Origin of the sequence: Luteimonas sp. gir (assembly GCF_037198055.1) — a bacterium.
In the GTDB taxonomy this organism is placed as follows: domain Bacteria; phylum Pseudomonadota; class Gammaproteobacteria; order Xanthomonadales; family Xanthomonadaceae; genus Luteimonas; species Luteimonas citri_A.
Window position 1 is genome coordinate 157,089 of sequence record NZ_JBBAXQ010000005.1, and the last position, 25,127, is coordinate 182,215.

The following is a 25,127-nucleotide window of genomic DNA, read 5'->3' on the forward strand; positions in this document are numbered from 1 at the left end:
TGCTGGCGACCGTGATCGATCGCCGCCGCCCCTGGTCAAAGTGGTTCCAGCGGTCGGCAACCACCGGCAGAGGGCAGACGTGAGCAGACAACCGCATAGGCCCCCGCACGCGCATTCCCGCACGCGCTGGCGCCCGTTTCAGACTTTCACGGCCCGGCCGCGGCTGAGCCTTGCGACGGCGGTGTTCGTTGCAGCCTGTGCCGGCTGCCTGCTGGTCGGGGCCCGGTGGCCGGTTGCGCTGTTGCTGGGGTTCGACGTCGGTGCGCTGGTGTTCCTGGGTGCGGCATGGCGGTTGTTCGATACCGCCGGTCCTGAGCGCATGCGCGAGGTCGCCGTGCGCCAGGACGCGGGCCGCTGGGGCATCCTGTGGAGCGCGATCGGGCTGGTCGCGATCTTGATGGTGGCGCTGGGCACCGAACTGTCGGCGGGAAAATCCGGGGGGATCGCGTCGATCGGTATCGCGGGCAGCAGCATCGTGCTGTCCTGGTTGTTCATGAATGTCATGTTCGCGCTGCACTATGCGCATGGGTTCTATGGAGATTATGGCGACGACCATCGCGGCCTCGATTTCCCCGGCGACAAAGCCCCCGATTACTGGGATTTCGCCTACTTCGCCCTGGTGCTTGGCATGACCTTCCAGGTGTCCGATGTGCAGATCACCAGCCGCATGCTGCGGCGGATCGCGCTGATGCACAGTGTGATCGCGTTCTTCTTCAACATGTTCGTCATCGCGGTCACCGTGAACATCCTGGGCGGGCAGGCCTGAGCCCGTCGCCGACGCGAGCGCCAGCGCGGCGGCGATAGGTCGCGGGCAGGGGCGATGCCGGTAGGGCATGGGGCGCTCCGCTTCCGCTGACACCCCAGACGCGTTAGACCGGCGGCACCGCAGGCGCGGCTCGGCGCGCGCGCCAGGCGGCAATCCGCTCACGTGCGCCCAGCACCGCGACGAAGAAGACCGGCACGAAGAACACCGCCAGGACCGTGCCGCTGACCATGCCGCCGAAGACGCCGGTGCCGATCGCGCGCTGGGTCTCGGCGCTGGCGCCCGAGGCCAGCATCAGTGGCACGACGCCGAGCGCGAATGCCAGCGAGGTCATCAGGATCGGCCGAAAGCGCAGCCGCGCCGCGGTGATCGCCGCGTCGGCCAGACTCCGGCCTTCGGCATGCAGCTGGCGGGCGAACTCGACGATCAGGATCGCATTCTTGGCCGACAGCCCGATGATCGTGATCATGCCGACCTTGAAGAACACGTCGTTCGGCATGCCGCGCAGCATCACCGCCGCGACCGCGCCGAGCAGGCCCAGCGGCACCACCAGCATCACCGAAAGCGGAATCGTCCAGCTTTCGTAGAGTGCGGCCAACACCAGGAACACCACAAGGGCCGACAGCAGCACCAGCAGCGGTGCCTGGGCCGCGGCCTGCCGCTCCTGCAGCGATTGCCCGCTCCAGGCCGCGGCGTAGCCCTGCGGCAGTTGCCCGACGAGGCGCTCCATCTCGGCCATTGCCGAGCCGCTCGACGCGCCCGAAGCGGGCCTGCCCGCGATGCGGACTGCCGGGAAGCCCTGGAATCGCATCATCTGCTGCGGCGCGGCCGTCCATTGCGCGGCAACCACTTCACGCAGCGGCACCATGCCGCCCGAGGCGTTGCGCACGCGCAGGCCCAGCACATCTTCCAGGTGCAGGCGCGCGTTGGCGTCCGCCTGCAGGATCACCTGCTGCATCCTGCCGCGATTGGGGAAATCGTTGACGTAGAGCGAACCCATGGCGGCGGACAGGGTGCTGCTGACGCTGTTGAACGACAGGCCCAGCGCCTCGGCCTTCGCACGGTCGATATGCAGCGCGATGCTGTCGCCGGGCGGCAGGCCGTCGGGGTAGACATCGGCGACCACCTTGCTGCCGGCGGCGAGCTTGAGCAGTTGAGCCTGTGCGTCGAGCAGCGCCGCCTGACCGCGTCCACCTCGATCCTGCAGCATCATCGTGAAGCCCGACGAGGTGCCGAGTTCCTCGATCGAGGGCGGCATCAGGCTCATCACCGTGCCCTCGCTCGTCGCGGCCATCGCGTCCTGCGCAAGCGCGGCCTCCCCGGCAGCGGTCGCATCGCCACGCGCGGACCAATCGGCGAGCATGGTGAAGGCCATGGCGGCATTGGGGCCCGAGCCTGCGAAGCTGAATCCCTGGACGACCAGGTTGCTCTTGATCGCCGGACGCGAGGCGACATGCGCCTCGAAGGTTTTGACGACCTCCAGTGTCCGCGCCATCGTCGCGCCGGTAGGCAACTGGATCGAGGTCATGAAGTAGCCCTGGTCCTCTTCCGGCAGGAAGGAGGACGGCACATGACGCAAGCCGAGCACCAGGACGACACAGAGGGCCGCAAACACGAGCATGACGCGGCCGCTGCGCTTCACCAGCCCGGCCACCTTGCCTGCGTAGCCGGCCGATAGGCGCTCGAAGCCGAGATTGAAGGCGCCGAAAACGCCACGACGCGCGTGATGGCCCGCCGGGACCGGTCGCAGCAGCGTGGCGCACAGCGCCGGCGTCAGCGTCAGCGCCAGGAATGCCGAGACTGCGATCGAGACCGCCATCGACAGCGTGAACTGTTTGTAGATCACCCCCACCGAGCCGGCGCCGAACGCCATCGGAATGAAGACGGCGATCAGCACCAACGTGATGCCCACCACGGCGCCGGTGATTTCCTTCATGGCCTTCGAGGTCGCCTCCCGCGGCGACAGGCCTTCGCTCGCCATCAGTCGCTCGACGTTCTCGACCACGACGATGGCATCGTCGACGATGATGCCGATCGCCAGCACCATGCCGAACATGGTGAGGGTGTTGATCGAGAAGCCGGCTAGCAGCATCACGGTGAAGGTGCCCAACAGCGCGATCGGCGCCACGATCGCCGGGATCAGCGTGTAGCGGACGTTCTGCAGGAACACGTACATCACCACGAACACCAGCGCCATCGCCTCGAGCAGCGTGTGCACGACCTTTTCGATGGAGATCCGGACAAAGGGCGCGGTGTCGAACGGAATGGAGTAGGCCATCCCGGCGGGCATGGCCGGCGCGAGTTCGGCCATGCGTGCGTGGATCGCCGCCGCCGTGCGGACCGCGTTGGCACCCGGCGCAAGCTGGACGGCCGCGCTCGTCGCCGCCATTCCATTCTCGCGGTTGGCGAACGCGTAGGACTGCGCGCCCAGCTCGACCCGCGCCACGTCGGCCAGGACGACCTTGGCGCCGTCGGCGCCTGCGCGCAGTACGATGGCCGCGAACGCCTCCGCGCTGGTCAACTGGCCTTGCACGGTCAGCGGCACGGTCAGCCGCTGGCTCGCGGGGGCGGGTTCGTCGCCGATCCGGCCCGGCGCGATCTGCGCGTTCTGTTGTTCGATCGCGCGCGCAAGATCGGCCATGGTCAGGCCGAACGCAGTGAGCTTTGCCGGGTCCACCCAGATGCGCATGGCCTGCTCAGCGCCGAACAACTGGACGCGACCCACGCCGTCGATTCGACGCAACTCCTGCACGATGTTGCGTGCCAGATAGTCGTTCAGGGCGACCTCGTCGAAGCGGCCATCGGGCGAGGTCAGGCCGACAATCATCAGAAAGCCTGAGGCAGCCGATTCGACCTGCACGCCGGACTGGCGCACCGCCTGGGGCAGGCGGGGCTCCACCGACTTGAGTCGGTTCTGGACGTCGACCTGGGCCATCTCGGGATCGGTGCCCGGCTTGAAGGTCGCGGTGATCTGCGCGGTGCCGCTGGCGTCGACCGACGAGTCGAAGTAGAGCAGGTGCTTGACGCCCGACAGCTCGCGTTCGATCGGACCGACCACCGAGTCGTCGAGGGTCTGCGGGGTCGCCCCGGGATAGGTCGCATAGATGGTGACCGAGGGCGGCGCGACGGACGGGTAGCGTGCGATCGGCAGCTTCGGAATCGCCAGCAGGCCGCCCAGCACGATGAACAGCGCGATCACCCAGGCAAAGACCGGGCGGTGGATGAAGAATTGCGACATGCGAACGTCCTCAGTCGCGTCCGGGCGTGCCGGCCAGATCGGTGGCGTCGGTCGATTCGGTGCGGGCCTGTGCGATGCCGCCTTCTTGCAGGCGCTCCATGCCCTTCACGACAAGGCGCTGTCCAGGCTGCAGCCCGTCGGCGATCCGGTAGCGGCCCTCGATGCGTTCGCCGAGGGTGACGGGCAGCAGGCGTGCATGATTCGAGGCATCGAGCACCCACACGCTGGCGCGTTCCCCGGCCCTGACGATGGCCTCTTCGGGGGCAGTCAGCGCCGTGGGGTACTGGGCATCGACCATCCGTGCCTGCACAAACATGCCGGGCAACAAGGTACGCGCCGGGTTCTCGACCTCGATGCGCAGCAGCACATCGCCTGTGCCGGCATCCACGCGCGTGCCCGAGAACAGCAGCCGGCCATGCAGGCCGGTCGGCTGTCCGTCTACCAGGATCTCGACATCGGAGGTGTCGCGTGCATCCAGGCGCCGGCGGAGCGCCGCGCCATGTCCCGCCGGCTGGCGGACATCCACATAGACCCGGTCGATCTGCTGGATTGTGGCCATGGGCGTGCTGTCGCCCGCGGTGACCAGCGCGCCTTCGGAGACCAGGGCCTGGTCGATGCGGCCGGGGATCGGGGCACTGACCCGCGAGAACCCCAGATCCACGAGCCGCCGCGCCAGGCTCGCTTCGGCCTGTGCGACATCGGCCTGGGCCTGGTCGCGCTGCGCGACCACGTCGTCGTACATCTGGCGGCTGACCACCTGGTCGCGTGCGAGGGTCGCCAGGCGTTCGCTGTGCACGCGCGTGCGCCTGGCTTCGGCCTGGGCACGGCGCAAGCTGGCGCGCGCGGTGTCGACATCCGCCCGGAGTGGGGCGGGGGCGATCTGGAACAGCGGCGTGCCGGCCTCGACTTCCGCGCCCTGCTCGAACAGGCGCCGTTGCACGATGCCGCCGACCTGCGGCCTGATCTCGGCCGTCCGCAGCGCGGTCACCCGTCCCGGGAGGTCCACACGGACGACCACCGGGGTCGGGGCGAGGGTCTCGACGGTGACACTAGGCGGTGGCGACGCGCCGTCGGCGTCGCGCTGCGCGCTGCACGCCACGAGCAACACGACCGACGCGGCCAACGGGAGGGTGCGTCGAAGGCAACGGAAGGGGGACATGGACCGCAACTCCTGCACGCGGGGCCGATCCGGGACGGTCGGCCGCTCGAGGCTGCGCAGTCTGGTCGGCAGGCGTTGGGATTGAGTGCCGTCTGTATGGAGATAAGATGGACGCCGCGTCCCGTTCAGTCCCCGGAAACCCGATGCCCTCCCGCGGTCCCAGCGTCCCGGCCGAATCCCTCGTGCTGATCGCCGAGGACGAGCCGGACATCGGCGAGATCCTGGCGGCCTATCTGCGCCGAAGCGGCCTGCGCAGCGTGCGCGCTTTCGATGGCGCCGATGCGCTGGCCAAGCACCGGACCCACCGGCCCGATCTCGTGCTGCTCGATGTGCAGATGCCGGTGCTCGATGGCTGGCAGGTGCTCAGGGAGATCCGTCACCGCGGCCATACCCCGGTGATCATGCTCACCGCGATGGACCAGGATGTGGACAAGCTGACCGGGCTGCGGATCGGCGCGGACGACTACGTGGTCAAGCCGTTCAATCCGGCCGAGGTGGTCGCCCGCGTGGAGGCGGTGTTGCGGCGGACCCGGGTGTCGGCGGCCGATGCTGCACCGACGTTGCGGGCGGGACCGATCGAGATCGATGCCGACCGTCACGCGGTGACGCTGCATCTTGACGACGGCCTGCACGCGATCGATCTGACCCTCACCGAGTTCAAGCTGCTCGCGCATCTGCTGCGCGCGCCCGAGCGGGTCTGCAGCCGCGCCGAACTGCTGGCAGCGTGCCTGCCGGAGGGCGACACGCTGGAGCGGACCGTGGACAGCCATGTCAGCAAGCTGCGGCGCAAGCTCGAGGCAGCCGGTCTGCAGGGCGTGCCGGAGAGCGTACGCGGCGTGGGCTATCGCGTCGGCCGGGCCGCATGACGCGCGCTTCGGGGTTGCGGTCCCAGATCGCGACATCGCTGGCAGTGATGTCGCTCGGGTTGATGGTGCTCTCCTTCGTCGGGTCCTATGCCTTCTACGCATGGGCGTCGGCCTACGCGCCGTCGATGCTCTCGCAGAGCTGGGTGCCATCGGGCGCCGAGTTGGCCTGGATCGTGACGACCGTGGTCGCGGCCGTGGTCATTTCGGTCTGGGTCGCGATCCGGCTGTCGCGGCGCATCCTCAACCCCTTGAATGCAGCGGCCCACGGCCTGCGCGACATCGCGCAAGGCAACCTGCACATCCGGGTCGCGCTCGATGCACGCGCCACCGGGGAGACGGCGCAACTGGCGCAGGACGTCAATGCACTGGCCGAGCGACTGCAGGACGCCATGCGGGAACAGACGTTCTGGAACGCCGCGGTCGCCCACGAACTGCGCACGCCGGTCACGATCCTGCGTGGGCGCCTGCAAGGCCTGGTCGACGGAGTGTTTGCGCCCGAGCCGGCGGTGTTCGCGGGCCTACTCAAGCAGGCCGAGAGCCTGTCGCGGCTGGTCGAGGATCTGCGCGTGCTCAGTCTGCAGGACAGTGGGCATTTCGAGATCGACTTGGTGGCGGTCGATCTCGCCCAGGAGCTGCACGGGGTCGCCGAGTCGGTCTCCGACCGCCTCGCCGCGGCCGGGTTCGACTTGCGCGTGGAGACCAGCGTGCCGCCGCGGGTGACGTGCGACCCGGCACGCATCCGGCAGGCACTCACCGCGCTGCTGGACAACGCGCTCAAGCATGCGACGCCCGGCCCGCTGCTGCTGTATGGCCGCGTCGCCGACGATGAAGCTTGCGTTGGCGTCGTGGATAGTGGCCCCGGGGTGCCGGAGGCGCTGCGGCAGCACGTGTTCGACGCGTTCCGGCGTGGCGATCCGTCACGATCGCGCGCCGGTGGCGGGTCGGGACTCGGACTTGCGGTCGTGCGGACGATCGCGATCGCGCATGGCGGCCACGCAGGGTGCCGCTCAGCCCTGGGCTGCGGCAGCGATGTCTTTCTTGCATGGCCGGTGACCGATGCGCGGCAGACGCGTGTGGACGGCAGGCTGCCGCCGCCCGCCCTTGCCGGAGACGCGCAATGATCCAGCTCATGCTGGTGTTTCTCGGCGGCGGCCTGGGCGCGGCGTTGCGTCACGGCGTCAACATGCTGGCGCTGCGTGCCGGCACGACGTTTCCCTACGGCACGCTGTGCATCAACGTCGTCGGCTCGCTGCTGATGGGGGTGGTCGTGGCCTGGTTCGCCGCGCGCAGTGGCCTGTCGCCATCGCTGCGGTTGTTCCTGATGACCGGCGTGTTGGGCGGCTTCACGACGTTCTCGGCGTTCTCGCTGGAGGCGGCGCTGCTCTATGAGCGTGGGCAACCAGGCCTGGCAGCCATCTATGTGCTGGCGTCGGTCGTCCTGTCGATCGGCGGGCTGTTCGTGGGGATGGCGCTGGTGCGGGCGGCGCTATAGGCCCCGTCAACACAATTGATATGTCGCATATGTTTGACATTCTGTAAGCCTGGCGTACGATCCCGGTATGGGCGCGATCCATGAACTCGGGCAGGCGATGCGCATGCGGCGGGCCGAAATGGGCCTGAGCCAGGCGCAGGTGGCCGCGCTGAGCGGGCTTTCCCGGCAGACGGTGAACCAATTGGAAACGGGCGCGGTGCCGGACCTCGGGCTCAATAAGGCCGAACGGCTCGCCACGCTGCTCGGATTGGCGCTACGGGTCGATGTCGGTCGCGCAGGACCACCCCGTCCCCAGAGGATGACGCCTTTGATGCGGGCAGCGGCCACGGCGAGTGTGAGCTACAAGACGCCGATCACTGCAGCCAAGCTCAAGCGCATGCTGGTGACGGGACGGGTTGTTGAGGACTATGCCCCGCATCTGCACGCGTTTCTCGACGAGGCGCCGGTGTCGTTGCTGGCATCGGTTGCCGATCAACTGCATGACCAGGTCGGCCTCGACCGCGGTGCTGTCTGGAAGACCTATCGACGGTTGGCGCACGAAGTGAAGAGTCAGCGCGAGATCTGGGTGTGAGTGCGGTCGATCTGGAGCGCCCCGGCCTCTGGCATGATCTGTTCGTCTCTGCACTCGAGCTGATGGCCCACTTGGAACAGCAGGTCCCAGGCGCCATCTGGACGTTCGGCGGTGGCACCGTGTTGATGTTGCGTATCGCCCATCGGCAGAGCAAGGACATCGATCTCTTCGTTCCCGATCCCCAGTACCTGGGTTACGTGAATCCGCGTCTGAGCGAGGTGGCCGAGAAGGTCAGCGCCGATTACGAGGAAGCTGCCGAGTACCTGAAGCTGTTTCTGCCGGGGGGCGAAATCGACGTGGTCGTTGGCGCTTCATTGACGGCTGCGCCCTACGAGACGGTGTCGTATCGAGGCAGAGCGATCAGGGTCGAAACCTCGGCGGAAATCATCGCGAAGAAGATGTGGCATCGCGGCAATCGTGCAAAGGCGCGGGACCTGTTCGATCTGTGCGCAGTGGCCGAGGTGCAGCCGGATCAGATCGAATTGGCAGTGCCCTTCATGCGCAAGCATGGCGCGGCCTTCCTCCGAGGGCTCGGCGAGCGGCGGGATGCGCTGCGACGCGAGTTCGCGCAGATCGACACCATCGGTCCTGAGCTGGATTTCGAGCATTGCGTGGCGCAAGCGGAGGCGATGATTCGCCCATGGCTCGCTGAAGATGTGAGACGTCGTTAAGGGCGTGGACGGGTCCATCGTATGTTCAACCGATCAGTCCTTTCTGCGCGTCGCGTCGCGCGCGAGCGCGCGTGCCTTCTCGTACAGCGCGTTGGCTTGCACGTCGTCGCCCTTGGCCGCGTACGCCTCGGCGAGGCTGTCCCAGGCATTGGCCGACATCGGAAACAGGTCGGCGTTCAGTGCGAACACGCGCAAGGCAGGGTCGATGCCGAAGTTCTCGCGGACGGCATAGCCGGTGGCGTTGACGGTGCGCTCGAACGCGATGTCGTCAAGTGGGCTGGCGGCGCGGATCGCGCGCGCGCGTGCGCGCAGATCGTCGTCTTGGCCCGTGTCGAGGGCGAGGCTGCGTAACGTCTCGGCCAGGGCTTCGGCCGGGAAGCGTTCGGGTGCCATCGCGGCCAGAATGCTGTCCACCAGCGTGCGCGACCAGACGTTGCGTGCGCTGCCGTTGGTCAGGTAGACGACCGTGTCGACGTCGCCGTCGAGGCTGCCCGCGAATAGCACGCGCACCCGGACCCGGGTGCCGCCGTCGTGGCCGACCTGGCGATCGATGCCGTTGTCGCCGTACTCCCAGCCGGCCGCGAACCAACCGCGCTGGCCGTCGGGCAGGGTGCGTGGCTGCCACAGCGCCTGGAGTGTCGCCCGGCCGACGAGTTCGCCGTCGGTCATGGCCTGCAGAAAGCGGGCGAGGTCGTCGAGGGTGGTATAGAGCGCGGCATGACCGAGCGCATCGTCGGGCCAGGCGAGGTCGGGGTCGGGCATGAGCTGGCCGTTCCGTCCGGTGTAAGCGGTTGCGACGCCGTGCTTGGGCAACGCGGCCGGCCCGAGCCAGGTATGGCGCAGTTGCAATGGGCGCAGGATGCGGTCTTCGACGAGTTGCGGGTAGGGCTTGCCGCCGTCTGCCGCGAGCAAGGCCGCCAGAACGAGGTAGTTGGTCTGCGTGTAGCGCGTGCGGGTGCCCGGCGCGAACTGGAGTGGGGTCTGCGCAAGGGCGGCGAAGACCGCGCGCGCATCCGCCGGAAGCGGCGCGGCCAGCGTGCCGTTCTGCGGGGCCTCGAAGTACTCGGGCAGGCCGGAGGTGTGGTCCAGCAGGTCGCGCAGGCGGATGCCCTGCCAGTGTGCCGGCAGACCGGGTAGGGTCGCGCCGATCGGGCCGTCCAGAGTCAGCGCGCCCTGCTCGATGCGCTGCACCGCCAGCGTGCTGGCGAACAGCTTGGCCAGCGAGTAGACAGGGAATACGGTGGTCTCGATGACCGGGGTGTGGGTGGCGATGTCGGCCTCGCCATCCGCGCCGCGGAACAGCACCTGGCCGTTGCGCGCGACCAGCACGGCCTGGCCGGCGATGCCGTAGCGCTGTCGGTTGGTTTCCAGTTGCTTGGTCATGGCATCGGCGCGCGCGTCATCGGCGGATGCGCTGCACGGGAGCAGCAGAGCCAGGAGGAGCCAGGCGGGCAGGATGTGTCTGGGGAGCATGGTGGTACGCCTCTCGCGCTGCGGATCGGCCCTCCCCAGACCCAGTGGGTCGGGGAGGTCGGCGCCAAGTGGTCAGGTCAGCGGACGAAGAAGGCGGTCCGTGCCACGCCGGCATTGTTGCTCGGTGCCATCCAGGCGCGGATCTCCAGTTCGTACAGGCCCGCGGCCTGGGTCGGCAGTTCGCCGACGAACAGCGCCTGGGTCGGGTCGAAAGCAAGTCGATGCCGAGTCGGGGGCCCGCCGTCGATGCGCAGGTAGGCATCCACTTCGGTGTCGCCCGCCCGCCAGGGGCCGTCCTCGGACATCGGGCAGCCGCACAGCAGGGTTACGCCTGCCCGCAGGGGAACGGTCTGGCCTGCTTGCACCCACTGGTAGGCGAGTGGACTGGCGAGGTCGACGATCAAGCCGGGCAGTTCCATCCGCCAGCCATCGCCCGCGGTGAGGTGATGTCCGGGCAGCAGCCACTGCGTGCTGGTCGCCGTGGTGGTGGCCTGGGGTTGGCTGAGTGGACCGGTCACGCTCAGGGTCACCTGACGCGGGCGGTCGAGGTCGAGCGAAGTGCGGAATGCGGCAGTCGCCTCGTTCGCCAGTGCAGCGCCATGGACGTGGGCGGTGTTCATGATCGTTTGGGTGTCGCCGGTGGTCCCCGAGGTCAGCCCGCGCGCGAGGAGCTCGCCGGTCTCCGCATCGGTCAGAGTCACGCGGACCGGGGCACTGTAGCCGCCCATGAACTTGGCGCCGCGTGCCATGACGCGGACCTCGACATCCGTTCTTTCGGCCAGGGCCTGGCTGAATGGAGTGACGAGGGCCGGCAGTCCACACAGGGCGGCGAGCAGGTAAAGGCGCATTGACAGGATCCTGAAGACAAAGGGGAGGACGCGGCCGGGGCGGGCCCGTGGCGCCGCTCGGACAAGCCTAGGGCGTTCTGCCAAAATGCCCCAATGACATGTCGTGACATTCGCTGACAGGCCGATGACGCGGCGCGTCGACCGGGCCGGGAGAACCACGATGCTGCGCTTCGACGCCTTCGGGCTGGACCCTGCGACCCTCCAGATCTTCCGAGGCGAACAGCCGCTCGACACCCCGCCCCAGGCCGTGGAGGTGCTGGCGTATCTGATCGAATGCCGGGACCGGGTGGTGCCCCGGCGAGAACTGCTCGACCGGTTCTGGCCGCGCGCGGGCACCGGCGGGGATGCCGCGCTCAATACCTGCATCCGGCGCATTCGCGCGCTGCTGGACGACGATGCGGACGCGCCGCGCTACATCCAGACCCGCCCGCGCGCGGGCTATCGTTTCATCGGCACCCTGGCCGGCGATGCGCAGGGCGCCGTCGCCAGCCCGCCACCGCGTCGCCACCGGCAGCTCGGGCTCGCGTCCGGCGTCCTCGCCGTCGTGGCGCTCGCGGTCGGCGGTGCAAGCTGGGGATATCGAGCGCTGGCGCTGGCACCGCCGCCTCACCGCATCGCCGTCGAGCCGGTGCAGGGCCTGTGCGAGTACGTGATGTTCCCCCAGTTCAATGCCGGACTGCGCGAAAGTCTGGTTGCACAGCTCAGCGGCAGCCTGCCGACCGGCTACCACATGGCCACCGAGGGGGCGCCTGCTGACCTGCATGCGCGCGTCAGCGTTCGACAGACGCCCCAGCAGACAGTGGCGGTCGTGACGCTGATAGACGACGCCGAGGGGCATCTGGTGTGGTCTGGCGAGTTTGCGGCCGACACCGACACAGAGGATTACGTGCCGCTGCAGCGCGCGCTGGCGGCGCAGATGGCGACAGGGTTGGTGCGAGCGCTCGAGTGAGCGATATGCGTGGAGTCAGGGCGCCCCGTCCCCCAGGGGCGCGCTTGCGTGGCCGTTGCGCCGTGGCTGGGAGCGGCCGGACCGATGCCACCAGCGTCGGTCCGCGTCGGGTCGTGACTCGCCCCGATGCGGACCGTCCGATGCTCGCCGTCAGAGCGCCTGCCCGCCCGAGACCTCGATGCGCTGACCGGTGACCCAGCGGTTGGCGGCGCCGAGCAGGCTGGCGATCATCGGGCCGATGTCGTCGGGCACGCCGACGCGGCCAAGGGCGGTGATGCCGGCGAGGTGTTCGTTGACCTGCGGGTTGTCGCGCACGACACCGCCGCCGAAATCGGTCTCGATGGCGCCGGGCGCCACGGTGTTGACGGCGATGCCGCGAGGGCCCAGTTCCTTGGCCAGGTATCGGCTCAGCACTTCGACTGCACCCTTGGCCGCCGCGTAGGCGGCGTAGCCGGGGTAGGCGAAGCGGGTCAGGCCACTGGACAGATTGACGATCCGGCCGCCATCGGCGATCAGCGGCAGCAGCGCCTGGGTCAGAAAGAACGCGCCCTTGAAGTGCACATCGACGAGGCGGTCGAACTGCGCCTGGGTGGTCTCGCCGAACGGGGCGGTGTCGCCGTGGCCGGCATTGTTGACCAGGTGGTCAACGGTCTCGCGCTGCCAGGTCTCGCGCAGCGCGGCGCGCAGGGTCTCGGCGAAGGCCGGGAAGCTGGCGGCGTCGCCGACGTCGAGTTGGAACGCGCGGGCCTTGCGGCCGAGCGCTTCGATATCGGCGACGACGGCCTGGGTGTCGGCTTCGCCGCTGCGGTAGGTCAACACGACGTCGCCGCCGGCACGCGCGACGGCGAGGGCAGTATTGCGGCCGAGGCCGCGGCTGGCACCGGTGATCAGGGTGATGCGGGACATGGGGAATCCTGGTGTGCGTGGCGGGGGAGCCACTATCGCGCCGCGTCGGCCACCGCGGTTGCCGGAAGCTCGGCGATGCTTGCCTGATCCTCCAGCCGTCTGTCCGGCGTTGGTCCGGGAAGCGTAGGCTGGCGCCATGACCGCATTGCTCGATCTGGTCCGCCGCCATGCGGACGCCCACGCACCAGGCGGCGGCATTGCCGCGACCCCGATCCCCGGACTGGCGGCGGTGCACGCGCTGGCACCGAGCGGGCTGGCCCACGACATCCAGCGTCCGCTGGCCTGCCTGGTGCTGCAGGGCGCCAAGGAGGTGACGATGGGGACGCGCACGTTCGCGTTCGCCGCCGGCGACACACTGGTGATCGCGGCTGATCTGCCGACGCAGAGCCGGATCGTGCAGGCCAGCGCCGCGGCGCCGTACTGCTCGCTGGTGATGGAGATCGATCCGGCCGTGGTGGCCGATCTGGTCGCCGACATGGATGCCGCGCCGGATCCGGGCGCAGCGCCGATCGGGGTGGAGCCGACCGATGCCGAGCTCGCCGAGGCGGCGCTGCAGTTGATGCGGCTGCTCGCCCGCCCGGCGGCGCTGCCGGTGCTGCAGGCCCAGCATGTGCGCGAGATGCATTACTGGCTGTTGGCCGGGCGGCATGGGGCGGCGATCCGGCGGCTGGCATGGCCCAGTGGCAGTGCGCAGCGAGTGGCGCGTGCGGTGGCGGCATTGCGTGCCGGCTACGACCGGCCGTTACCGGTGGAGCGGCTGGCGGCGATGTCCGACATGAGCGTGTCGGCGTTCCATGCGCATTTCCGCGCGGCGACGTCGCTCACGCCGTTGCAGTTCCAGAAGCGGCTGCGGCTGATCGAAGCGCGTCGCCGCATGCTGGCCGAGGGCGTTCCCGCGGGCATCGCCGCGCATGGTGTGGGCTATGCGAGCGTGCCGCAGTTCACCCGCGAGTACGCGCGGATGTTCGGCCAGCCACCGGTGCGCGAGATCGACGCGGCGCGACAACGGGCGCAACTGCGATGAGCACGGGCGCTGGCGTGCGGGTGTTGCTGGTCGGTGCGACGGGTCTGGTCGGGCGCCACGTGCTGGCCCAGGCCTTGGCAGATCCACGCGTGGCGGCGGTGATCGCGCCGGTACGCCGCCACCTGCCAGCGCACCCGAAACTGCAGTCGCCGCAGGTGGACTTCGACCGCCTGCCCGGCGATGCCCCATGGTGGCGAGTCGATGCGGTGATCTGCACGCTCGGCACGACGATCCGCAAGGCCGGCTCGCAGGCGGTCTTCTACCGCGTCGACCACGACTATCCGCTGGGGGTGGCGCGCCAGGCGCAGGCGCATGGCGCGCGGGCGTTTGCGCTGAATTCGGCGCTGGGCGCCGATCCGGCGTCGCGCGTGTTCTACAACCGGGTCAAGGGCGAACTGGAACGCGAGCTGTCGGCGCTCGGCTTCGAGTCGCTGACCTTCGTGCGGCCTGGGCTCATCGGCGGGACGCGCGACGAGTTCCGGCTGGGCGAGCGGGTGGCCGGCGTCGTGCTCGGCGCACTCGGTCCGCTGCTGCCACCGCGCTGGCGCATCAACCCGGCACCGCGGATCGCGGCCGCGCTGCTGGACGCCGCGATCGATGCCCTACCCGGCGTGCACGTCGTGGGCTCTGAGCGGCTGGCTGAGGCTGTGTAGGCCGCACCAGGGCGTGCCCCCACCCCAGCCCTCCCCCGCAGGCGGGGGAGGGAGTCGAGCGGCGCGTCGGCGAGCGGCACGCAGATCGGTGTCGGCCATGCAAGATGCTGCTTGCAGGACACGCTGAGCGCGAACAGCTGCGCGGCTGCAGATCGCATGGAAAAGCCCTCCCCCGCGCGCGGGGGAGGGTTGGGTGGGGGCGCGCTTGTGTGGAGCGCCCCCAGCGTTGACCGCCTAGCGCGCGAACCCCGGCCCAATCGTTTGCACACGCACGCGCGCGAGAATGTCGTCGGAGGTCATGTACAGCGTGCGGCCGTCATCGCCGAAGGTGCAGTTGGAGATCGCGCCGCCGGTCTCGATGCGGCCCAGCCGGGTGCCGTCGGGCGCGAACACCAGCACGCCGCCAGGGCCGGTTGCGAACACCGTACCGTCGGCGGCGACGGTCATGCCGTCGGGCAGCCCGGGCGCGTCATCGGCCATCAGGTCGCTGGCGTCGGCGAACACGCGGCGCCCGGACACCGTGCCGTCCGCGTCCAGCGCGTAGGCGTACCAGAGCGGGGCCTCGGGATCTGAGCTGGCGACATACAGGGTGCGTTCGTCGGGCGAGAGCGCAATGCCGTTGGGGAAGGGCACGGTGGCGTCGAGCAGATGCAGGCCACCGTCGGGCGCGATGCGGTAGACGCCGTTGAAATCGAGTGCCTTGGCGGGCGAATCGTTCATGCCCACCAGGCCGTAGGGCGGGTCGGTGAAGAACACGCTGCCGTCGCTGCGCCGCGCGATGTCGTTCGGGCTGTTCAGGCGCTTGCCGTCGAAGCGTTCGGCCAGCGGGGTCTTGCGCCGGGTCACGAGGTCCAAGCGTGCGACCAGCCGGTTGCCCGAATCGGCGAGCAGCACGCTGCCGCCGGGCTCGGCGAGCAGGCCGTTGGCACCGGCCTCGCGCAGTTCACCGGTGTCAGGACCGTCGTAGCCGGACGGTTCGAGGAACACTGAAACGCCGTCGGCCTCGGACCAGCGGTGCATGCGGTTCTCGGGCACGTCGGTGAACAGCAGATAGCCGCCGTCGGCGATCCATGCCGGCCCCTCGGACCAGGTGAAGCCATCGGCGAGGCGCTCGACGCGCGCATCCGGCGCGACGACCGCATCGAAACCGGCATGCCAGCGGGTCAGCCGGCCGAACGTCGACGCGGCATCGACATCGGCATCGACAGATGGCGTCGGCGCCGCGCAGGCGGCGAGCAGGGGCAGAGCGAACAGCAGTGCGGGCCATCGCATCGGTGTGCGGTCTCCGATTGGGGGCCAGACAGCATGCAACGTCCGGCGGGCAGTGGCGAATCGCCGATGCGCGGGCACCCTTTCGAATGCAGCATGAAGCGAAGCCTGGCTGCAGCCTGCTGCGCGCCGTCGGGCGATGGCGACCCTGGAACGGACATGCGAAGCTTCCCGCTCGTGGCCGGCCCCCGCCGTGCCGACCACCGCACAGGACCCGTGTGAAGACTCCCCAAGGCCTGCAGGCACTGATCGACGACGGCGTGATCGACGCCGTCGTACGCCCGCTCAAGAGCGGCAAGGAAGCGGCGGTGTACGTCGTGCGCAGCGGCGACGAGGTGCGTTGCGCGAAGGTCTACAAGGACATGGCGCAGCGCAGTTTCCAGCAGCGCGTGCAATACCAGGAAGGCCGCAAGGTGCGCGGCAGCCGCGAGGCGCGCGCGATCGGCAAGGCCAGCAAATACGGGCGCAAACAGCAGGAAACCGCCTGGAAGAACACCGAGGTCGATGCGCTGTACCAACTGCGCGCTGCCGGCGTGCGTGTGCCCGAGCCCTTCGGCTACGTGCATGGCGTGCTGGTGATGGAGCTGGTGACCGATGCCGATGGCTTCTCGGCGCCGCGGCTGGGCGAGGTCGCGCTCGACGCCGACCAGGCCCGCGACTATCACCGCGCGCTGGTGCGCGAAGTGGTGCGGATGCTGTGCTGCGGCCTGATCCATGGCGACCTGTCGCCCTACAACGTGCTGGTCGACGCGCAGGGGCCGGTGGTGATCGATTTCCCGCAGGTGGTCAGTGCGGCGGGCAACAACGCCGCACGCACGATGCTGCTGCGCGACGTCAACAATCTCACCGCCTATCTCGGACGCGCGGCGCCCGAACTGCTCGATACCTGGTACGGCGAGGAGATGTGGGCGCTGTTCGAGGCCGGGGCACTGGCCCCCGATACCGTGCTGACCGGGCGGTTCACCCCGGAAGCCGGTGCGGTCGATGTCGACGGTGTGCGCGATGCGATCGAGGATGCCCGGCAGGAAGCGCTGATCCGCCAGCAGGGCCGCGAAGCCGCGGACGCGGACGACTAGGCCGCAGCCTCAGAACTTCTCGCCGACCGGAAGGTAGCGCCAGGCGCCGGGCGGCATCGCCCCGGCCGGGCCCTTGCCGAGCGCGATGCGACCGATGCGCAGCCGGCGGATTGACACCACGTCCAGGCCGACCTGCGCGCACATCGCGCGCAATTGACCGTTGCGTGCGCCCTTGATCGCGAAGCGCAGCCGGGTTTCGTTCTGCCAGCTGACCTTGCACGCCGGCAGTGTGCGACCGTCGATCTGGATGCCGTGCGCGAGCTGACCTAAGCCGTAGGGGCCGAGCGTGCCGGCGACTTCGACGATGTACTCGTGCTCGATCTGGTCGGCGTCCTCGGTCAGGCGGCGCCAGACGCGGCCATCCTGGGTCAGCACCATCAGCCCGCTGGCCTCGGTGTCGAGGGGCACCAGCGGCGTCAGCCGATGGAAATGGCGCTGCAGCAGGCGCACGCCGCTCGGGTCATCGGCCCAGCGTGTCTCGGGCGTGGCCAGCGTGACGGCTGGATGCGGCCCGTCGATCGCGTCGATGCCGGCCGGCTTGTGCAGCAGCAGCGTGGCCGGCTCCACCGCTTCCACGCGGGCCGCCGGGTCGAGCACGACGTGCTCGACGGTGACGCGATGTTGCGGCGCCTCGACCACGACGCCGTCCACCGACACCCAGCCGTTGCGGATGACCTGTTCGGCCTCGCTGCGGGACAGCGTGAACAGCTCGGCGACGCGATGGGCGAGACGGACGGGATCAGGCATGGTGGGTGTCGGGATCGGGGGCCGGGCAGTGTAGCGGCCGGCGCGCCGCGGACTGGCCTTGGCCGCGCCCGGTGTCACCGCGCCCGACGCAGCAGGCACGCCTGAAGGCGACACTCGCCGTCTAGCGCGCCGCCAGCCGCATGCGCAGGTCTTCGACCTGGGCCGCGTCCAGTGCCCGCTTGGGAATCAACTGAAAATTGTTGTCGGTGAGGAACAGCACGAACAGGTCCGGGCTTTCCCGCCAGGCCACGTAGGTGCCCCATGCCACCCGGCTTTCGACACCGCCCTGGCGCGCCTGATAGGCGGCCTCGTCCCAGTGCGCGACGACCGGCTCGCGCACCAGCGCCTCGCGCCGGAAGCGCTGGCGCACGGTTAGCGGGGCGAGGAGCAGTGGCAGGCCGAACGCGAACACCACGATCGTTGCCGCTGCGACGAGCGCGATCCACGGCAGATCGCCGGCGAGCTCGGACCACGGGACGCCGAGCATCCGCGCAAGCCCGCTCACCACGAGCGTTCCGACCAGCCACAGCAGCGCCAAGCGTAGACGCGTGCGCCGGTCGCGCATCGCCCGCGCCAGATGGAGGCGCGCACCGCGCCGGTGGTCGCGCTGATCGAGGATGAAGGTCGTCGTGCGATCCATGGCCTGCACAGCAAGGGCGTTACGCCCGATGCTAGCGCGTCGTCGCCCCCGGCACCGACAGGACCGCGCCCAGTGCGGGTCTGGGCTGACGATCGCGGTCGAACAACAGCGGGTAGTTGGTGCGGTTGGGCACGGGGTAGTCGTTCTTCCACGACATGCCGTCGTGCACGCCCCAGACAGTGACGCGGTCGATGACGTCGCGCTTGCGATGGAACAGCGCGAACAGCTCGGCATAGCGTTGCGCGAGCTGACGCTCGACATCGGCAGGCAGACCATCGGGGTAGGGGTCGAGGTAGCGCTCGAACTCTTCCAGCTGGAACTGCGGGTGCGTCAGCCCGGTGCCGATCACCTGGCCCTCGCGCGTGAGCGGCAGCACGTCGATGTCGAGCTCGGTGATCATGACCTTGACCCCGAGCGCGGCGTAGGCGTCGATCGAGGCTTCGATGTCCTCCAGCGACGGGTAGTGCAGCCCCCAGTGTGCCTGCATGCCGACGCCGTCGATGCGGATGCCGGCATCCTGCAACATCGTCACCAGGCGCACGATGCCGGCGCGCTTGGTCGGGCGCCAGGTGTTGAAATCGTTGTAGTAGAGCTCGGCGTCGGGGGCGGCGCGCGCCGCGGCGGCGAAGGCTTCGCGCACGACGGTGTCGCCGTCGCCAAGCGCACGTGTCCAGACAGTGTCGCGATACGCACCGTCCTCGCCGACGATCTCGTTGACCACATCCCAGGCGTGCACGCGTCGTACATAGCGGCCCGCGACCATCCCGACGTAGTCGCGCAGGCGCGCGGTCATCGCGTCGGGCGCGAGCGGGGCGCCGGCGGCGTCCTGGAAGAACCAATCCGGCGTCTGGTTATGCCAGACGAGGGTGTGGCCGACGATGAACTGGCCGTGGCGCTGGCCGAAGTCGACGAAAGCGTCGGCTGCGGCGAAATCCCAGGTGTCCGGCGTGGGGTGCAGCACCTCGGCTTTCATGACGTTCTCGGCAGTGATCGCATCGAAGTGCAGCGGCACCAGCGCCTGCGCGCGCCGGTCACGGCCCGCGACGATGTCGTCGTTGACCGCGGTGCCGATCCGGAATGCACTGGCGTAGGCGCCCTTGAGCGTGCTCGGCGCCGGCGCCTGCAACGGTGTGGCGCTCGCGTCCGGGGCGGCGGGTGGCGGCAGGGCATGCGCGGCGACGGACCACGCGAGCAGCGCGCTCGCCAAGAGCAGACGAGGCGGGGTGACGGACATGCGATCTCCGGTAGCGAGGGGGAACATGGCGCGCTGCATCACAGCCGATACGCCTGTTTGGGCAGCCGGTAGGCGAGATCGACCGCGACCTCGGCCGCCGCGTCTTCGTTCAGACGGTGCTCGGCGACGAGCTTGGCCAGGAACGCACAGTCGACGCGCCGGGCGACATCGTGACGTGCCGGGATCGACAGGAAGGCGCGGGTGTCGTCGTTGAAACCGACGGTGTTGTAGAAGCCGGCGCTGCTGAGTGTCTGTTCACGGAAGCGCCACATGCCTTCCGGGGCGTCGTGGAACCACCACGCCGGCCCCAGCGACAGGCACGGCCAATGCCCGGCCAGCGGTGCGAGCTCGCGCGCGTAGGTGCTCTCGTCGAGCGTGAACAGGATCAGGCGGAAGTTGGGCGCGTTGCCGGCGACGTCGAGCAGCGGCTTGAGCGCGTGCACGTACTCGGTGCGCACCGGGATGTCGGCACCCTTGTCGCGGCCGTAGCGGTCGAACAGGGCGCGGTTGTGGTTGCGGAAGCAGCCTGGGTGGATCTGCATGACCAGGCCGTCGTCCAGACTCATGCGCGCCATCTCGGTCAGCATCTGCGCGCGGAACAGTTCGGCCTGCGCCGGCGTGGCATGCCCGCGCACGACGGCCTCGAACAGCCGACGTGCCTCGCCGGGCGGCAGGTCCGCGGTCGCGCAGGTCGGGTGGCCGTGATCGGTCGAAGTCGCGCCCATATCGGCGAAGAACGCGCGTCGCCTACGGTGTGCGCGCAGGTAACCGGCCCAATCGTGCACGTCCTCGCCGGTCAGCTCGCCGAAACGCGCCAGTGCTTGGTGGAACTGTTCGTGCTCGGGGTCGATCACTGCATCCGGGCGATAGGCCGTGATGACCCGGCCGGTCCAGCCGCTGGCACGGATCGCGGCATGATGCTCGAGCGGGTCGAGCGGCGACTCGGTGGTCGCGATGACTTCGATGCCGAAGCGTTCGAACAGGGCGCGCGGCCTGAACGCCGGCGTCGCCAGCGCGTCGGTGATGCTGTCGTAGTAGAGGTCGGCGGTCGCCTTGGATAGCCGCACGCGCAGGCCGAAGACCTCGAAGAACACATGATCGAGCCACAGCGCGGACGGCGTGCCGCGGAAGAGGTAGAAGCGCTCGGCAAGCAGGTGCCAGGCCGCACGTGGGTCGACCGCTGCGCGCGAGCCGTCGGCGCGCGGGATGCCGAGCGCGTCGAGGTCCACGCCCTGGCTGTGGAGCATCCGGAACACGTAGTGGTCGGGCACCAACAGCAGCTCGGTCGCATTCTCGAATGGCGCGTCGGTCGCGAACCAGGCCGGGTCGGTATGGCCGTGCGGGCTGATGATCGGCAGCCCGGCGATCTGCCCGTACAGCCGGCGCGCGATCGCACGCTGGGTCGGCTCCGGCGGGAACAGGCGATCGGGGTGAAGGGCGAGTGGGGCGTGGGCGGTCATGGGCGGTCTTCTTCGAAACGGTGCAGACGTGGATAAGCGCGTGACCGGGCTGACCGGTGCCAGCGTGTCGTGCATGCGCTGGTGGGGGCGCTCATCGCCTCGTGCTCGTCGGCGGTCCGAGCAGCGCCTTGGGCACGCCGTCGCGGACGATCTCGATGCGCTGCACGACCACGCCCGGATCGACGCGCCACAGGCGCAGCGTCTGCGCACCGGCTTCGACCCGATGGCGCGAGGTGGCCACGTGCACGCTATCGGCGACCGCACGCTGCCACGCCGGGAAGTCCGGGTGACCGGGCGTCGGGTCCAGGCGCATGGTCAGCAGCTGTGGCGCGGCGGCATCGAACGACACTGCGAGGCGTTGTCCGCCGCGGTCGGCGTAGTCGAGCGTCGGCGACACCACCACGCGGACCTCGACCTCGCCGGCAGTCTGCAGATGCACCGGATATTCGAGCCAGGCGCCGCCGGGGCCAGGCTCGCCGGATGTGGCGGTGACCGGCACGGTGGTCACGCCCGTACGGCTGCGGCCCAGATGCGGGATCGTCTCCCAGGCCAGGCCGTCCGGCGCGACGGCACGCGTGTAGTCGCCAGCCTCGATCGCGACGACCCCACCGCTCTCGACGAAGCCTGTCATCGGCCCGGTCGATGCCGGCCGGGTCACGGGCACCACCACACGCACTTCGGTGCGGTCGCTGCCGAGCAGGTCGAGATAGGCAACCTGCGTCCCGGTGGGCACCGCCTGCCAGTCGACCTCGATGCGCAGCGGCTGGGCGTCGGTGACCTCGGCAGCGGCTGGCGTCACCTGCAGCCAGGCTGCCGATGAGGTGGCGGTGTAGCGGAACGGCGCCGCGCCCCGGTTGAACACGACGACCTCGGGGGCGCGCGTGGCCTGGGGATCGAGCATTGGCAGCCGGGCGATCTCGGCCGGCACCGGCCAACCGCGCGGATCGCCCTCGACCGCGACGCCCATCGTGCCGCGCTCGCGCACATCGATGCGCGCCAGCGCCGGCAGCACGTTGCGGTCGGGCATCTGCCAGTGGGTGTAGCCGATGCGCGGCTGCGACATCATGTGCACCCACTTGCCGCCGGCGATGTCCTGCTCGTAGATGCGCGCAAGCTCCGCGTCGCGCGCGAACAGGCGCGTCGCCTCGTCCGCCCAGGCATTCGTCGACGCGCGGCCCTGGTCGGCGTACAGCCGGTTGCGCGCGACCGCGATGTGGAAGCGATTGAGGTTGGCGCTCGCCAGCACCGGGTAGGCGACCAACTGGTACCAAGCGTCGCGCTGCGCAGCCGGCAGCGCAGCGCCGACGCGCTCGGTCTGCGCGACCAGCGCGTCCCATTCGGCCAGCACGCGCTCGGCCTCGCCGAAATGCAGCAGGCTCCAGGTGTCGGCCGACACCAGCTCGGGCTTGCGGCGTGCGTTGTACTGCGTGTAGCGAGTCAGGATCTCGCCGATCTCGCTGGCGTGGGCAGTACCGAACTGCTGCGCGGCCCACGCGGCGGGATAGGCCGCCAGCGCGTCTCGAGTCATCGCGTCGGGGTTCCAGGCCTGGTCGAGGAAGAAGCCGATCGGCAGCTCCATCGGCTTGATGTCACCGACATTGACCACCCACAGCCGATCGACGCCATGCGCATAGGCCAGGCGCATCTGCTCCCAGACACGCTCGATCTGGGTGGTATTGAGCCACTTGTAGTTGCGCGGCCCGCCGACGTAGTCGAAGTGGTAGTAGACGCCATAGCCACCGGCGCGACGGTCGCCGGGCGCTGGCAGCCGGCGCAGATTGCCCCAGTTGTCGTCGGCGAACAGCAGCGTGACATCGTCGGGCACCCGCATGCCGGCATCGAAGTAGTCCTGCACCTCCTTGTACAGCGCCCAGACCTGTGGCGTGTCTTGCGGCGGCCGGCCAGTGACGTCGGCGAGGATTCGCCGCTGGTCGGCGACGATGCCCTCCAGCAACGTGATCGCCGTGCCCTCGGCCATCGGCTCGTCGCCGTCGCCGCGCATGCCCAGGGTCACGACGCTCTCGTGGTCGCCCATGCGCGCGATGCCGGTGCGCCAGAAATCGCGCAGTTGCTGGGTGTTCTTGGCGTAGTCCCACGGTCCTGCACCATGGCGCGACCACTCGACGTGCGCGCGCATCATCGGCTCGTGGTGACTGGTGCCCACAACCACGCCCATCTCGTCGGCGAGCGCGGCGTTGCGCGGATCGTCGTCGTAGAACGCGCGACCCCACATCGCCGGCCACAGGAAGTTGCCCTTGTGGCGCAGGATCAGCGTGAACACGCGCTCGTAGAAGCGATGGTTCGGGCCGCCATAGGTCGCCTGCATCCAGCCGCCGAGTGCAGGGTCCTCGTCATTGATGAAGAGGCCGCGGTAGCGCACCCCGGGCGCATCGACGAAGCGGCCGGGGGCGACATGCAGCGCGGCGTGGCGAGGTGGCGGCACGTCTGCCCACCAGGTCCACGGCGACACGCCGATGCGACGCGAGAGTTCATAGAGACCGAAGATCGTGCCGCGCCTGTCCGCGCCCGCGATCACCAGCGCCCGGTCGATGCCCGGCTCCGGGGCGTCGACAACCTGCAGCAGGTGGCCTTCCCAGGTGCCGGCGACGCCGGAGACGTCGAGGCCACGTTCGCGCACGATGCGGTCGATGCGCGGGCTGTGGCCGAGCGTGCCGGCGATGATCGCCAGCGACGTCGCGGCCTGGGGCGCATCCGCACCGGCGACCGCGGCCAGGTCGGCGCGCAGGTCGCCGGCGGCGCGCAGTACACCCGGATCGTCGGCCGCGTCGACCAGCACCGGCAGCGGCCGGCCGCCGACAATCAGCGGCAAGGCGCCGGGCACCGCGGTCTCGCAGACCGCGGCCGGTCGCGTGCAATCGTCTGTGACTGGGGTCGGCACGGTGGCCAGCGCCGGGCAGGCCACGGCGATCAGCAGCACGACGGCTGCGGACAGCCGCCTTCTGCGCGCTGCGCACGCGAACGGCACCATCAGTTCGCCTCGCCGCGCAGGTAGCGGCGCAGCCAGGTCAGCGCCGGCCGTTCGCTGCCGTCCTCGCGGACCAGATAGGCGCCTTGCTCATCGCGCCACAGACCGCGGCGGAAGCCCCACAGGGTGACGCCCTTGACCGCCGGGTGCTCCCAGAACATCGGGAAGATCCGCTGCATGTCGCGCAACTGGGTCGCGTCGTCGGGTCCGTCGATGTCGAGCTCGGTCACATAGACCGGCAACCCGGTCGCGCCGAGCGCATCGAGGTTGCGGCGGTGCACCTCGATCGCGGTGTCGGTCGTCGTCGAGAACGCATGGCCCTGCACGCCGATCGCATCGACCAGGCCCTCGGCCTGCAGCAGGTGGACGATCTCGAGATAGCGCCGGGTGGCCTCGGGATCGTTGGTCACGCTGTATTCGTTGATCATCAGCTTGGCGTCGGGGAAGTGCCGGCGGGCGAGCCGGAACGATTCGAGGATCCAGTCCCAGCCGCTCTCGCCGTCGCCGCCCAGCGCTTCGATGTAGTGGCCGCCGCCCTCGTCATCCTTGGACGGCGGGTCGTGCAGCGGCTCGTTCACGACCTCGACGAAGTCGATGCCCGGATAGCGTGCAGCGACGGCCGCGAACCACTGCTCGATCTCGACGCGCTGCTCGTCGGGCGGCAGGGTCTTGATCCACTCCGGCTGCTGGTTGCCCCACACCATCACATGCATCTGAAACGGCAGGCCGTGGTCCTTTGCGACCTGCCAGGCGGCATCGAGCTCGTCCCAGACCATCACGTCGCGTTCGGCCTCGACCTCGCCCCATTTGCCGCCGTTCTCCGGCGTGATCTTGTTCCAGTAGTCGGTGAAGCCCGGCGCCTGTGGCGGGCTGTAGGCGCCGCCGAGGAACTTGTCGTGACCGTGGGCCAGCGCCGTGGACGCGGAGGCTGAGGCTGAGGCTGAGGCTGAGGCCGGTTCGGCGGTCTCGGCGGCTGGCGCGGCATCCGGGCGCTCGCCGCAGGCGGCGAGGGCAAGGACGAGCGCGCCGAGCAAGGGCAGGGAAGAGGTCTTCATCGTGTCAGGCTCCCGAAATCGAACAGAACATCGCAGTGGCACCGGTG

At 69.5% G+C, this 25,127-nt stretch carries 22 protein-coding genes; 10 read left to right on the forward strand and 12 right to left on the reverse strand.

Annotated features, from left to right (window positions below):
* The first annotated feature begins 181 nt into the window (after window positions 1-181).
* Entirely contained in the window at window positions 182-766 is a 585-nt protein-coding gene (locus WAF18_RS09365; protein ID WP_337244853.1) for a DUF1345 domain-containing protein, read from the forward strand.
* A 103-nt stretch (window positions 767-869) separates the two neighbouring features.
* Here the strand turns inward: WAF18_RS09365 and WAF18_RS09370 are convergent, their stop codons facing one another.
* Window positions 870-4,001 (reverse strand): multidrug efflux RND transporter permease subunit, encoded by a 3,132-nt coding sequence (locus WAF18_RS09370; RefSeq protein ID WP_337244854.1) that lies wholly within the window; start codon window positions 3,999-4,001, stop codon window positions 870-872.
* 10 nt (window positions 4,002-4,011) lie between these two features.
* Window positions 4,012-5,160, reverse strand: coding sequence for an efflux RND transporter periplasmic adaptor subunit (locus WAF18_RS09375; protein ID WP_337244855.1), 1,149 nt, complete (start codon window positions 5,158-5,160; stop codon window positions 4,012-4,014).
* A 143-nt stretch (window positions 5,161-5,303) separates the two neighbouring features.
* Here WAF18_RS09375 and WAF18_RS09380 point away from each other — a divergent pair, with 143 nt between their 5' ends.
* The 5 genes from WAF18_RS09380 to WAF18_RS09400 all read left to right on the forward strand — a co-directional run bounded on the left by WAF18_RS09380 (window position 5,304) and on the right by WAF18_RS09400 (window position 8,760).
* Window positions 5,304-6,026 (forward strand): response regulator, encoded by a 723-nt coding sequence (locus WAF18_RS09380; RefSeq protein WP_337244856.1) that lies wholly within the window; start codon window positions 5,304-5,306, stop codon window positions 6,024-6,026.
* Window positions 6,023-7,147 (forward strand): ATP-binding protein, encoded by a 1,125-nt coding sequence (locus WAF18_RS09385; protein ID WP_337244857.1) that lies wholly within the window; start codon window positions 6,023-6,025, stop codon window positions 7,145-7,147. The genes WAF18_RS09380 and WAF18_RS09385 overlap by 4 nt, the downstream gene beginning before the upstream one ends.
* Entirely contained in the window at window positions 7,144-7,518 is a 375-nt protein-coding gene (gene crcB / locus WAF18_RS09390) for a fluoride efflux transporter CrcB (RefSeq protein ID WP_337244858.1), read from the forward strand. The genes WAF18_RS09385 and crcB overlap by 4 nt, the downstream gene beginning before the upstream one ends.
* Before the next feature lie 67 nt (window positions 7,519-7,585).
* Window positions 7,586-8,089, forward strand: coding sequence for a helix-turn-helix transcriptional regulator (locus WAF18_RS09395; RefSeq protein ID WP_337244859.1), 504 nt, complete (start codon window positions 7,586-7,588; stop codon window positions 8,087-8,089).
* On the forward strand, window positions 8,086-8,760 hold the full coding sequence (locus WAF18_RS09400) for a nucleotidyl transferase AbiEii/AbiGii toxin family protein (protein WP_337244860.1): 675 nt from the start codon (window positions 8,086-8,088) through the stop codon (window positions 8,758-8,760). The genes WAF18_RS09395 and WAF18_RS09400 overlap by 4 nt, the downstream gene beginning before the upstream one ends.
* Before the next feature lie 33 nt (window positions 8,761-8,793).
* Here WAF18_RS09400 and WAF18_RS09405 read toward each other — a convergent pair whose 3' ends face one another.
* A complete protein-coding gene (locus tag WAF18_RS09405) occupies window positions 8,794-10,143 on the reverse strand; it encodes a serine hydrolase domain-containing protein (protein ID WP_337244861.1) in 1,350 nt (449 codons plus the stop codon).
* Window positions 10,144-10,310: 167 nt separating this feature from the next.
* Window positions 10,311-11,081 (reverse strand): hypothetical protein, encoded by a 771-nt coding sequence (locus tag WAF18_RS09410; protein WP_337244862.1) that lies wholly within the window; start codon window positions 11,079-11,081, stop codon window positions 10,311-10,313.
* A 160-nt stretch (window positions 11,082-11,241) separates the two neighbouring features.
* Here WAF18_RS09410 and WAF18_RS09415 point away from each other — a divergent pair, with 160 nt between their 5' ends.
* The gene (locus WAF18_RS09415; protein WP_337244863.1) at window positions 11,242-12,030 is read left to right on the forward strand and encodes a winged helix-turn-helix domain-containing protein; all 789 of its coding nucleotides are present in this window, start codon (window positions 11,242-11,244) and stop codon (window positions 12,028-12,030) included.
* Between the two features lie 150 nt (window positions 12,031-12,180).
* Here WAF18_RS09415 and WAF18_RS09420 read toward each other — a convergent pair whose 3' ends face one another.
* Window positions 12,181-12,936 carry an SDR family oxidoreductase gene (locus tag WAF18_RS09420; RefSeq protein ID WP_337244864.1) on the reverse strand — a complete coding sequence of 252 codons (756 nt, stop codon included), beginning with the start codon at window positions 12,934-12,936 and terminating at the stop codon, window positions 12,181-12,183.
* 136 nt (window positions 12,937-13,072) lie between these two features.
* Here WAF18_RS09420 and WAF18_RS09425 point away from each other — a divergent pair, with 136 nt between their 5' ends.
* Together WAF18_RS09425 and WAF18_RS09430 are read left to right on the forward strand one after the other, a co-directional pair.
* On the forward strand, window positions 13,073-13,960 hold the full coding sequence (locus WAF18_RS09425) for an AraC family transcriptional regulator (protein ID WP_337244865.1): 888 nt from the start codon (window positions 13,073-13,075) through the stop codon (window positions 13,958-13,960).
* Between the two features lie 14 nt (window positions 13,961-13,974).
* Window positions 13,975-14,613 carry an NAD-dependent dehydratase gene (locus WAF18_RS09430; protein WP_337244891.1) on the forward strand — a complete coding sequence of 213 codons (639 nt, stop codon included), beginning with the start codon at window positions 13,975-13,977 and terminating at the stop codon, window positions 14,611-14,613.
* 234 nt (window positions 14,614-14,847) lie between these two features.
* On the opposite strand, the gene WAF18_RS09435 is transcribed toward WAF18_RS09430, so the two are convergent.
* On the reverse strand, window positions 14,848-15,885 hold the full coding sequence (locus WAF18_RS09435; RefSeq protein ID WP_337244866.1) for an SMP-30/gluconolactonase/LRE family protein: 1,038 nt from the start codon (window positions 15,883-15,885) through the stop codon (window positions 14,848-14,850).
* 215 nt (window positions 15,886-16,100) lie between these two features.
* Here WAF18_RS09435 and WAF18_RS09440 point away from each other — a divergent pair, with 215 nt between their 5' ends.
* Entirely contained in the window at window positions 16,101-16,958 is an 858-nt protein-coding gene (locus WAF18_RS09440) for a PA4780 family RIO1-like protein kinase (RefSeq protein ID WP_337244867.1), read from the forward strand.
* A gap of 9 nt (window positions 16,959-16,967) precedes the next feature.
* Here the strand turns inward: WAF18_RS09440 and WAF18_RS09445 are convergent, their stop codons facing one another.
* From WAF18_RS09445 to WAF18_RS09470, 6 genes are all read right to left on the reverse strand, one after another.
* Window positions 16,968-17,705, reverse strand: a complete 738-nt coding sequence (locus tag WAF18_RS09445) for an rRNA pseudouridine synthase (RefSeq protein ID WP_337244868.1) — start codon at window positions 17,703-17,705, stop codon at window positions 16,968-16,970.
* 121 nt (window positions 17,706-17,826) lie between these two features.
* Window positions 17,827-18,345, reverse strand: coding sequence for a YcxB family protein (locus tag WAF18_RS09450; protein WP_337244869.1), 519 nt, complete (start codon window positions 18,343-18,345; stop codon window positions 17,827-17,829).
* A 31-nt stretch (window positions 18,346-18,376) separates the two neighbouring features.
* Window positions 18,377-19,579: an endo-1,4-beta-xylanase gene (locus tag WAF18_RS09455; protein ID WP_337244870.1), complete on the reverse strand. Its 1,203-nt coding sequence runs from the start codon at window positions 19,577-19,579 to the stop codon at window positions 18,377-18,379.
* Between the two features lie 38 nt (window positions 19,580-19,617).
* Window positions 19,618-21,039, reverse strand: a complete 1,422-nt coding sequence (gene uxaC, locus WAF18_RS09460; protein ID WP_337244871.1) for a glucuronate isomerase — start codon at window positions 21,037-21,039, stop codon at window positions 19,618-19,620.
* Between the two features lie 91 nt (window positions 21,040-21,130).
* Window positions 21,131-23,977 carry a glycosyl hydrolase 115 family protein gene (locus WAF18_RS09465; protein WP_337244872.1) on the reverse strand — a complete coding sequence of 949 codons (2,847 nt, stop codon included), beginning with the start codon at window positions 23,975-23,977 and terminating at the stop codon, window positions 21,131-21,133.
* Between the two features lie 50 nt (window positions 23,978-24,027).
* Window positions 24,028-25,080, reverse strand: a complete 1,053-nt coding sequence (locus WAF18_RS09470; RefSeq protein ID WP_337244873.1) for an endo-1,4-beta-xylanase — start codon at window positions 25,078-25,080, stop codon at window positions 24,028-24,030.
* Window positions 25,081-25,127: the final 47 nt, after the last annotated feature.